The following is a 9,627-nucleotide window of genomic DNA, read 5'->3' on the forward strand; positions in this document are numbered from 1 at the left end:
GGCTTGGCGGCAGGAGCGGCCTGCGGCTTGGCGGCAGGGGGGGCCGATGCGGCGGCCTGCGGCTTGGCGGCGGGGGCGGCCTTTTCCGTCTTTTCTGCCTTGGCGGAGGCCGGGGCAGACTTCTCTGCCTGCTTGGCGGAAGCGGCCTTGTCCGTGCCCTTGTCGGTGCCCTTGACCGGTTGCGTCTTCTTGCTTTCCAGCGGGGTGGCAAGGTCGGCGCCAGACTTGGATGCCATGCGGCCCAGTGCGGTGCGCGGCTCGCCGGACGCGGCCGATCCGTTTGGCACGGTGGCGGGTTCGCCCTCGCCGGGAGAAACCATGCCCGCCGGGGTTTCGGTCATCATGCCGCCGGGCTGGCCACCGTTCTGGCCGGGGGCCAGGGCGCCCTGCCCACCCTGTTCGAAATAGGGCATGCCGGGCTGACCAGGTTGCATCGCTTGCCCCGGTTGGGACTGGCCCTGCGCCGGGGTCTGCATCGGGGCCTGCACGGAGGGGCCTTCCACCGGGGCGGACTTTTCGTCGCCGGAGCCGAAATGGTTGAACAGGATGAGCGCCATGGCGAACAGCACGACGGTGGGGATCAGCATGGCGATGGTTTTGTTCATCTCGCGAAAGTCTCCTTACCGGACGGCCTTGCGGGCCGTCCCATCAGCGTTGGCGGCGCCGGCCTTCCGCTCCAGCAGAAAGTCGAGAAAGCGGCGCGAGGGATCAAGGTCGGGCGTCAGGTCCAGCGACACGCGCAGGTGCCTTTCCGCCCGGTCCATGTCGCCCATGTCGTAGTAGGCACGGGCGATGTTGAAATGCACGTGGCTGTCGTCCGGCGAAAGGTCCAGCGCGCGCAGGTGATGCCGGATGGCAACTCGAGGCAGCTTGCTCTTGCGCAGGTTGATGCCGAAATCGGTGAACATGTGGCGATGGACGGGCACGAATTCGCCGGGGGCCTCGGCCAGCCGTTCCAGCGCGCGCACGGCGCGATCACGTTCGCCACGCCGCAGTTGGGCCAGCGCAGTGGCAAAGTCTGCCCGCAGCGCCCGTTCGGTCTGCGCGCCCACCTCGTGCCCGGCGATATCGCCGGAACGGCGGGTCGCATCGCGCCCTGAGGCCATGCCGGAAGCCTGGCCGCCATCGACCGGATTCGCCGATTGGGCCCGCGTGGGCGGGCTGGCCGTATCCGTCCCGCCAGCCTCGGGCCGACCGGATGTCGTGCCCTGGGCCGTCCCCGCGCCTTCCCCGTAGGCTGGGGCCACGGGTGCGGTCCTGATCGGCATGGCAAGGATGTCCGGCTCGAAGGCGTAGCTGCGCGCCAGTTCCGCCGTGCCGACGGCACGGCGTTCCCCCGCGGGCTCCATGCTGGCCGACAGGGGCTGCACCACGTATCCGCCCGCGTCGTGCTCCCACACGAACCAGTAGCGCTTGCGCGCGGCGCTGCGCCCCGGTGCGCCGCCGCCGGGCCTGCCGACCTGGCGGGGCTCGACACTGGAATAGACGCCCTTGAAGATGCCGGTTTCCATATCTGCTCCTGTGGCGGCACGGCACGCCGCATGACGCGGGCGCGCCGGGCCCAGATGTACCCTTTTTCGCGGGCGTTGCAAACGGGCCGATACAGGCTGGACGGCGGCGGCAGCGCCCCCCTTGGGTCTTTTGCGCCGTCATGCAGGTTGCGCCGGGCGTCGCCGGTCGTCGCCTATCGTCGCCTGTTGTCGCCTGTCGTCGCCTGTCGTCGCCAGCAGCCGCCGCGCGCCGCCCCGGTTCTTCGACATCCGGCAGTCTGCGGCACGGCAAGCCATTACTCTCCCAGCCGTTCCCCAACTGGACGCGCCGTGGCTTTTCCTTTATCCATGCCGGATGCATGAAATGTCCGTCGCATCCAGCGTCATCTCCATCGTTCAGGAAGAGTTGGCCAAGCACTCCGCAACCCGGCTGCTGCTGGTTCGGGTGCGCTTCGGCGCGCTGGCCAACCTGGTTCCCGAGGCCATGGAATTCGCCTTCGAGGCCATGACCGTCGGCACCGACTTCGAAGGCGCCAAACTGGAACTGGCCATGGCCCCGGTGAAGCTGCTGTGCGGCGGCTGCGACAAGGAGTTCGAGCCGCAGGGCAAGGAACTGCTGTTCGCGCCCTGCCCCGCCTGCGGCGAGGAAGCCGGGCACCACGTGCTGGCCGGGCGCGAGCTGTACGTCGAACACATCGAAGCTGAATAGGGGGCTAGCGTGGAAATACCCGTGGTCAGGAACGTGCTGGAAGCCAACGACAAGATGGCCGTGCAACTGAAAGGTCTGTTTGCCCGGCACGGCATTCTGGTCCTGAACATGATCAGTTCGCCCGGCGCGGGCAAGACCTCGGTGCTGGAACGCACCTTGTCGGACCTGCGCGGCGAATTCCGCATGGCGGTCATCGAAGGCGACCTGCAAACCGACAACGACGCCCGCCGCGTGGCCGCCACCGGTGCCAAGGCCGTGCAGATCAACACCGACGGCGGCTGCCATCTGGACAGCAACATGATTCTCGAGGCGCTGTCCAACTTCGACCTCGCGGAAATCGACATCCTGTTCATCGAGAACGTGGGCAACCTGGTCTGCCCGGTGGAGTTCGACTGCGGCGAAGACCACAAGGTGGCCCTGCTCAGCGTGACCGAGGGCGACGACAAGCCCGAAAAATACCCGCTGCTGTTCAATCTTTCCAAGGTCATGCTGCTGAACAAGGTGGACCTGTTGCCCTACGTGGACTTTGACGTGGAACGGGCCAAGCGTTTTGCCACGCACCTGAACAAGGAACTGACCATCTTCCCCATGTCCTGCCGCAGCGGCGAAGGGCTGGAAGGCTGGTACGACTGGCTGCGCACGGCGCGGGCCGCCAAGCGCGGGTAGCGGCAAGCGAAACATTTCCCCCACGGGCTTGCGGCATGGCTGGCGCGTGGTTACAGTTGCATACGTCGGGCAGCATCCCCGTTCCGACGCTGAATTCACCCCCCGGCCCGTCCGGCGCCTGTGTGTGCCCGGACGGTTCCGGGGGTATGCCATTGCCGGAGGCAACACCCCATGAGCGATTCTTCTTCCTGTCAGGGCTGCCCCAGCGCAGCCGGTTGCGGCTCCGCCGGAAATCCCGAGGGCTGCCCCTCTTCCTCCTCTCCAGCAGCAAGCTCCGGCTGCGGCGGCGGGTGCGGCGGCCCCACCCCGGAACAGCAGGCCGAAGAGGCCCGCCTGCATGCCACCCTGTCGCACATCCGCAACACCATCGTGGTCATGTCCGGCAAGGGGGGCGTGGGCAAAAGCTCCACCGCCGCCAACATCGCAGCCGGCCTTGCCCTGGCGGGCAAGCGCGTGGGCCTGCTGGACGTGGACGTGCACGGCCCGTCCATCCCCCGCCTGCTCAAGCTGGACGCGGCACAGGCCGAAACGGATGGCGACGTCATCCACCCCGTGCAGTGGCGCGAGGGGGTTTCGCTTTCCGTCATGTCGCTGGGCTTCTTCCTGCCCGATGGCCGCCAGGCGGTGATCTGGCGCGGCCCGGTGAAGATGGGCTTCATCAAGCAACTGCTGTCCGACGTGGCCTGGGGCGAACTGGACTTTCTGGTGGTGGACTGCCCCCCCGGCACCGGCGACGAGCCGCTGTCCGTGCTGCAACTGCTGGGCGACGCCGCCCGCGCGCTCATCGTCACCACGCCGCAGGCCGTGGCCGTGGATGACGTGCGCCGCTCGCTGGGCTTCTGCGAAGACCTGAACGTGCCGGTGCTGGGCGTCATCGAGAACATGAGCGGCATCGTCTGCTCCAAGTGCGGCAACGTGGAATCGCTGTTCGGGCAGGGCGGCGGCGAGCGCCTGGCCAAGGAAATGAACGTGCCCTTCCTGGGCGCGGTGCCGCTGGACCCGGAAATCGTCCGCGCCGGTGACGAGGGCAACATCTACATCGCCTCGCACCCCGACCGCCCCGCCGCCACCGTGCTGCGCACCATCGTGGACGCGCTGGTGGAAGCGGACGCGCCGGGGGCGTAGTTAAAAAAGCACCCGGGGGAAGGAACCTTTTGGAAAAGGTTCCTTCCCCCGGACCCCCAACCTCCCAAACTTTTCATTTGGTCCGTTGTACCCCTGTTGCGATCACGCAACAGGGGTTACTTTACCCCCGTGAAAACAACCTATAGAAAAGTTTTGAGAGAGGGATGGGGGTTCGGGGGAAGGGAGAGAACTTTTGGAAAAGTTCTCTCCCTTCCCCCGATTATTCCCTTTGGTTATTCCTACATCCCGGCCTCGGGCAGCCACAGGTAGTGGAACCCGGCGCGCGAGGCGGCGTCCATGCCGGGCAGGCCAAGGTCGATGAGCGCCATGCGACCGGACCCTGCGGGGGTGGTGGCGGTGGCGTATTCGGTGGCGCCGGGCAGGGGGTCGCGGCGATAGGTGACCACGCGCAGGTCGCTGGTGCCGGTCAGGCTGGCGGCTTCGGCCAGGGCATCCTCGAAGTAGCCGATGCGGTCCACAAGCCCTGCGGCCAGGGCCTGCCGGGCGGTGAGAATGCGCGCATCGGCGAATGCGGCCTCGTGCCCGTGGCTGGCGGGCCTGCGCTCGTGCACCAGCCCCTGAAAGCGGCCGTTCATGTCGGCAATCATGGACTGGAACAGGGCGCGTTCCTCGTCGGTGCCCTCGCGGAAGGGCGAGCCCATGTCCTTGTGGTCGCCGGACTTGGTAACCACGGCGCGCACGCCGATCTTGTCCATGAGCCCGGCCACCTCGGGCCGCAGGAAGATGACGCCGATGCTGCCGGTGACGGTGGAGGGGTGGGCCACAATGCGGTCGGCGGCGAGGGAGGTGTAGTACCCGCCCGAGGCGGCGGTATCCAGCATCAGGGCGACGACTTTCTGGCCGGTGCGCTCGCGGTGGCGCATCAGTTCGTGGTACAGCACGTCGCTGGCGGTAACGCCGCCGCCGGGGCTGTCGATGGTCACGATGACCGCCTTCACGTCCGGGTCTTCGGCGGCCAGGCGCAGCTGCGCCACGACCTCCTGCACCATGCCCGGACGCTCGCGGAACAGACCGGACTTGGGCCGGTTGTCGATGACCCCGTTGACATTGATGAGCACGGCCTTGTGGCGGCCTTCGCCGAATACGGTGTCCTCGCCGAAGGGATCCGGCCCGCCAAAGAACGACGAACGCGCGCCGCACCCGGAAAGCAGGGTGGAGAGAGCCAGTAGCAGCATGAGAACAGGCAGAAAGCGCGCCACACGGCGCGGGGAATGCGATACGGTCATGGGAACCTCCGTTGCGCTGGCGATTACCACATTCGTCTGCCCGTGGACAATGCGTGGTCGGCGCCGCACATGTAACAGCATGTAACCAGGTCGGCCCCGTTGCAACACAGCGGGCCTTGACACCACCCCGTCCGGCACGGAGAATCCCCCACCTGACACCACCCCGTATTTCGTCGGGGACGGCGCCGCGCCCTCTTCATCCGCACGCGCCCTGCCCGCCCCGCCCACATATCCCGGAGACGCCCCATGGCCGATACCCCTGACGACGATTTCGACAGCGCCAACCCCTTCCGCTCGCTGAACAAACGCGCCTTTCGCGACGCCCGTGCGCCCAAGCCCGCCGCCAAGCCCGCCCCTTCCGCGCCCAAGGCCGGGGCACGCCACGGCGGCGGCCAGAAACAGCCGAACGAGCCCCTTTCCTCCGAGGACGCAGAGGCGTTCCTGTTCGCCATGGGCACCGTGCAGCGGCTGGATGCGCCGAAAAAGCCCGCAAAAGGCAAACCGCAAGGCCACGCAAACCAGAAGCCTGCCCCTGTTGCGGCAGTGCTGCAAGCGCCCGCACCTCCTCCCGTCGCCAACACACCGGCGTCCCCCCGCACCGGTGGTGGTCAGAACGTCCGGCCCGCCACGCCCGCATCCTCGGTGCGCGCCGCAGAGCGCGACAAACTGGCGCCCGGTACGGCGGCCCGGCTGGACGCGGATACGGGCCGCAACGGCTTTGCGTTGCAGGATCAGCCGGGATTCCGGCGGCTGCTGGAGCAGGCGGCTGATGCGCCTGAAGACGCGGGCACGAACGCGCCTGCTGCCCCTTCCCCCATTGAGGCCATGCCCGGCAAGCCCGGTGCCGTGCCCGTCACCGCCTCCGAGCGCAAGGAAGTGGTTCGCCAGCGGTCGCGGCAGGCCGTGGCCGAGCACGAACAGGCCCCGCCCCCTGACGAGGACAACCTGTTCAGCAAGGCCATGTCCGGCGTGCGCACGCTGGCAGGCAAGGGGCGCGAGGTGCCGCCGGAAACCGCCCCGCGCGAGGCTGCCGCGCCCGCCGTGGGGCACCCGTTGCAGGACTTCATGGACGGCACGGTGGAATTCGCGCTGGAGTTCACCGACGAATACCTGGAAGGCCATGTGGTGGGGCTGGATGCGCTGACCGTGGGCAAGCTGCGCGCCGGGCAGTACAGCCCGGAAGGCCATCTGGACCTGCACGGCATGAACGCGCTGCAAGCCTACGAGGCCATGATCGGCTTCATGCGCGCGGCCTATCACAAGGGCATGCGCACCGTGCTGGTCATACCGGGCCGGGGCAAAAACTCGCCCGACGGCATGGGCGTGCTGCGCGAAAAGGTGCAGGCCTGGCTGACGCACGACCCGTTCAAACGGGTGGTGCTGGCCTTCTGCACGGCCCAGCCCAGCCACGGCGGCGCGGGCGCGCTGTACGTACTGCTGCGCAAGTACAAGAAGTCGCGCGGCAAGATCCAGTGGGACCGCACGCCCACGGACGCTGATCTGTTCCTGTAGGCTGTCCACTGCCGCCACGCGTTCCCCAAGCGCAGAAATCCCCCGCCGCGTTGCCGCGACGGGGGATCGTGCGTTCCATGGTCCTTCCGCGGCACAAGGCCGGGGAAAGCCGGAGGATCTGGGCAGTACGGGATGCCGGATGCCCCCGCTTACTTCTCCATTTCCAGTCCGCGCCTGTAGGCCGCCAGCACCGCATCCATGATGCGGCCCCGCACCGCCTCGCGGTCCAGTTGGTTCATGGCGGCGATGGTGTTGCCCGCGGGGGAGCAGACCTGTTCGCGCAGCACCGAAAGGTGCGTGCCGGACTGCTCCGCCAGAGCCACAGAGCCGGAGAACAGGCCCTTGACCAGTTCAGTGGCGTCCTGCCGGGTGAACCCCAGCGTCACGGCCACCTCGGCCACCGCCTCCATGAAGTAGAAGACATAGGCAGGGCCGCAGCCCACCACCGCCGTGAAGGCGGTAAACCTGGCTTCCGGCAGCACGATGACCGTGCCGATGGATTCGAACAACCCGCGCACCAGATCGCGCCGGGGCGCATCCAGTGCCGGGTCTTCGAAGCACAGCGCATACACGCCCTTGCCCACCATGGCGGGGGTGTTGGGCATGACGCGCACCACCGGGCATTCGGGGCCGCCCGCTTCCGCAATGGCGGCCTTCATGGCTGCGATGGACACACCGGAGGCGATGGACACCACCACCTTGTCCGGCGTGAGCGACGGCGCGATGGCGCGCAGCACGTCGGGCACCAGATACGGCTTCACCCCCAGCAGCACCACGTCGGCCTGTGCGGCCAGCGCGGCGGCGTCGGGCATGGCGCGCACGCCAGCGTCTGCCAGCGCAAGCACCTTGGCGGGCGTGGGATTGTACCCCAGCAGGGAAAGCCCCTGACGGCTCGAAAGACCGCGCAGGATGGCGGCCCCCATGTTGCCGCAGCCGATGCAGCCGAGAACGGTGCCCGTGGTGCCGCTCATGTCGCTACCCCACCATCTCCAGAGCGTTGAAGAAGTACGCGATTTCGTACGCCGCCGTTTCGGGCGCGTCGGAACCGTGCACGGAATTGGCCTCGATGCTGACGGCGTAGGTCTTGCGGATGGTGCCTTCGGCTGCGTTGGCCGGATTGGTGGCGCCCATCAGGTCCCGGTAGCGCTGGATGGCGTTGTCGCCCTCCAGCACGGAGCAGACCACCGGGCCGGAGCACATGTAGGTGACCAGGCTGTCGAAGAAGGGACGCTCGCGGTGCACGGCGTAGAAGCCTTCGGCCTGGCTGCGGGTGAGATGGATCATCTTCATGGCGACGACCTTCAGCCCGCTGTCCTGAATCATCTTCAGGATGGCGCCGGACAGGTTGCGTTCCACGGCGTCGGGCTTGATGATCGAAAAGGTGCGCTCGGCCATTCATTTCCTCCGGATACTGCAAGGGTTGCGGTTGCGGCGCGGGCGGCAACGGAACGGTTCACCCGCGCCCGTACAGGGGACATGCCATCAGGTGCGTGACTGCACTGAACGCCGCATCACTCACATACGGCTTCCAACACATGTGCCACGCACCAGCCACGCTGCGGCAATTTCGTTCTCCGGCAAGGTGAACGAACCGAGCGTGCGGTACCTTCAAGCGAGATTTCCGTTCGTTGGCGAGGAAAGCGAGCCTGCCATGAGGGAGTATACTCTTATCGTATTCGACCGACATGGCAGGCGAAGCTTGACGACGCCAACGGGCGGAAGGCTCGCTTGAAGTCAGTGGGAAAGCTGCCGGACGGTTACAATGGTAACCGTGCGATCCCGCGTCCGCGCCCACTCCTTCAGGGCGGCCACGGTTTCCGGCAGGGGGTGGCCGATGGCGATGGCCTGCCCCTCGGCCTGCGCGATGCGGGCCGCCTTGTCCAACTGGAACATGATGTTGCGCTTGTCGGCGATGACGTCGAGGAACACGTTCCGCTTGTAGGCGGGCAGGCCCGCGCGCTTCGCCTCGAAGTACAGTTTCGATGCAGGATGCGTCATGCTGTCGAGCACGAACATGCCGGTGCCGTCAAGGGCTTCGCACACGGTGCGCATGGCCGCCGCGTTCTGGGTGGCGCGCGAGCCCATGTGGTTGTTCAGCCCCACGGCATGGGGCACGCGGCGCACGGCATCGCGCACCAGCGCGGCCATTTCCTGCGGCTGCTGGCCGGACAGGATGGCGCCGGGGCCGGGCTTTACCTGCGGATAGCGCACCGGCTCCATGGGCAGGTGGATCATCACCTCGCGCCCGGCCTTGTGGGCCACCTCCGCCGCCTCGCGGGCGTGCGTGCTGCGCGGCCAGACGGAGAAGGTCACAGGGTAGTCCAACGCGGCCAGGTCGCGTGCGGCGGACATGCTTTCGCCTATGTCGTCGATGACGATGGCCAGCCGGGCTCCGCCCGGCACCACGGTCACGGGGGGCGGCGCGCCCTCGTAGAGCAGCAGCGAAATCTCGTGGGTGGGCAGGCCGTCCACGGTGACGATGAGCAGGTCGTCGGCCCGCTGCTCGACGTTGGCGGTGTCGGACCAGGCGGCCAGCGTTTCCTTCAGGGTCTGCACGAAGCGGTCGGGCGCGCCGTCCAGTCGCATCTCCATGCGCTGGAAATGGAAGGTCTGGCCCTTGGCCTGCCGGTTCTCGATGGAGGCCAGGCGCAGCCGGTCGCGGCCAAGGCCCAGGCGGGTCACGGTCTGGACCAGGGCGTAGTCCACCTGCTTCACGCCCGCCTCCACGGGGGCGTCCAGGTTTTCCTCGTAGGGCAGGTTGCCGGGGGTCACCGGCTGACGGACTTCGCCATTCGCCTCGCGCGCCTCGGCGGGAGCGGGCTTGCCGTTGGCCGCGCGCTCGGGTTGGGCAGGCTGCGGCACATCGGCCTCGGCACCG

Annotated in this window: 9 protein-coding genes and 1 pseudogene; 4 read left to right on the forward strand and 6 right to left on the reverse strand. The window is 67.7% G+C overall.

The annotated features are described in order from the left end of the window. Both FVW27_RS00905 and FVW27_RS00910 read right to left on the reverse strand, forming a co-directional pair. Positions 1-605: pseudogene (locus FVW27_RS00905) on the reverse strand (AMIN domain-containing protein); the annotation flags it as partial. Between the two features lie 15 nt (positions 606-620). Continuing rightward, complete coding sequence (locus FVW27_RS00910) at positions 621-1,511, reverse strand: tetratricopeptide repeat protein (protein ID WP_167121920.1); 891 nt, start codon at positions 1,509-1,511, stop codon at positions 621-623. A 343-nt stretch (positions 1,512-1,854) separates the two neighbouring features. Between FVW27_RS00910 and FVW27_RS00915 the strand changes: the two genes are divergently transcribed. From FVW27_RS00915 to FVW27_RS00925, 3 genes are all read left to right on the forward strand, one after another. Beyond that, positions 1,855-2,199, forward strand: coding sequence for a hydrogenase maturation nickel metallochaperone HypA (locus FVW27_RS00915; RefSeq protein ID WP_167121922.1), 345 nt, complete (start codon positions 1,855-1,857; stop codon positions 2,197-2,199). Positions 2,200-2,208: 9 nt separating this feature from the next. Beyond that, positions 2,209-2,865, forward strand: a complete 657-nt coding sequence (gene hypB / locus FVW27_RS00920) for a hydrogenase nickel incorporation protein HypB (protein ID WP_167121924.1) — start codon at positions 2,209-2,211, stop codon at positions 2,863-2,865. Positions 2,866-3,036: 171 nt separating this feature from the next. Next, positions 3,037-3,990, forward strand: coding sequence for an Mrp/NBP35 family ATP-binding protein (locus FVW27_RS00925; protein ID WP_167121926.1), 954 nt, complete (start codon positions 3,037-3,039; stop codon positions 3,988-3,990). 239 nt (positions 3,991-4,229) lie between these two features. On the opposite strand, the gene sppA is transcribed toward FVW27_RS00925, so the two are convergent. Further along, positions 4,230-5,237: a signal peptide peptidase SppA gene (sppA, locus tag FVW27_RS00930; protein WP_167121928.1), complete on the reverse strand. Its 1,008-nt coding sequence runs from the start codon at positions 5,235-5,237 to the stop codon at positions 4,230-4,232. A gap of 246 nt (positions 5,238-5,483) precedes the next feature. Between sppA and FVW27_RS00935 the strand changes: the two genes are divergently transcribed. After that, positions 5,484-6,749, forward strand: coding sequence for a Smr/MutS family protein (locus FVW27_RS00935; protein WP_167121930.1), 1,266 nt, complete (start codon positions 5,484-5,486; stop codon positions 6,747-6,749). Between the two features lie 149 nt (positions 6,750-6,898). On the opposite strand, the gene proC is transcribed toward FVW27_RS00935, so the two are convergent. From proC to FVW27_RS00950, 3 genes are all read right to left on the reverse strand, one after another. Beyond that, positions 6,899-7,720: a pyrroline-5-carboxylate reductase gene (gene proC, locus FVW27_RS00940; RefSeq protein ID WP_167121932.1), complete on the reverse strand. Its 822-nt coding sequence runs from the start codon at positions 7,718-7,720 to the stop codon at positions 6,899-6,901. A 4-nt stretch (positions 7,721-7,724) separates the two neighbouring features. Then, complete coding sequence (ndk, locus tag FVW27_RS00945; RefSeq protein ID WP_007527740.1) at positions 7,725-8,144, reverse strand: nucleoside-diphosphate kinase; 420 nt, start codon at positions 8,142-8,144, stop codon at positions 7,725-7,727. A gap of 339 nt (positions 8,145-8,483) precedes the next feature. Beyond that, on the reverse strand, positions 8,484-9,627 hold a 1,144-nt coding region (locus FVW27_RS00950; protein WP_167121934.1), incomplete at its 5' end, for a divergent polysaccharide deacetylase family protein.

This window comes from Nitratidesulfovibrio liaohensis, assembly GCF_011682075.1.
In the GTDB taxonomy this organism is placed as follows: domain Bacteria; phylum Desulfobacterota; class Desulfovibrionia; order Desulfovibrionales; family Desulfovibrionaceae; genus Cupidesulfovibrio; species Cupidesulfovibrio liaohensis.